Origin of the sequence: Microbispora amethystogenes, from assembly GCF_016863015.1 — a bacterium.
In the GTDB taxonomy this organism is placed as follows: Bacteria; Actinomycetota; Actinomycetes; order Streptosporangiales; family Streptosporangiaceae; genus Microbispora; species Microbispora amethystogenes.
In genome coordinates, this window is sequence record NZ_BOOB01000167.1 from 1 (window position 1) to 521 (window position 521).

Annotated in this window: 1 protein-coding gene; it reads left to right on the top strand. The window is 66.0% G+C overall.

Going from position 1 to position 521, the window contains the following annotated elements:
• Positions 1-521 (top strand): hypothetical protein (locus Mam01_RS36195; protein WP_204289714.1); only part of this gene is annotated, 521 nt, incomplete at both ends.

Sequence of the window (521 nt, forward strand, 5' to 3'; positions counted from 1 at the left end):
ACCGTGTACAACGGCGTTCTGCCGACGTCCGTCTCCGGCGGCAAGAAGTACGAGTCGGCCTCGTACGAGAGCTACGGCCAGGCTCTCGAGGCTCTCAAGAAGCTGCAGGCGCAGAAGGACACGGGCTACTCCAGCCTGAAGGTCGAGTCCGTCGTGGACTGGGCCCACAAGGTCGCCCTCGGCACCCCGGGCTCGAAGAAGGTCGCGGCCAGCGTCGCTCAGATCGCGGTGGACCCGAAGACCGTCAACTCGGCTCGTGAGACCCTGGAGAACTGGGCCAAGGGCCACCTCGGCGAGTCCACCTACGACGACAAGACGTGGGGCGCCGTGGTCAAGGAGGCCCGCCCGAGCCGGAGGCACCACTCCTCCCGTCTCGGCTGGAACTCCAGCGACGCCGCGAAGCAGACCGTCTACACCTTCGAGAAGGACGGCAAGCGGTACGAGGCCACCTTCTGGGGCAACTTCGACACCGACTACAAGGTCACCGGCAAGGTGCTGTCGATCGGCCTGAAGGACGTCGG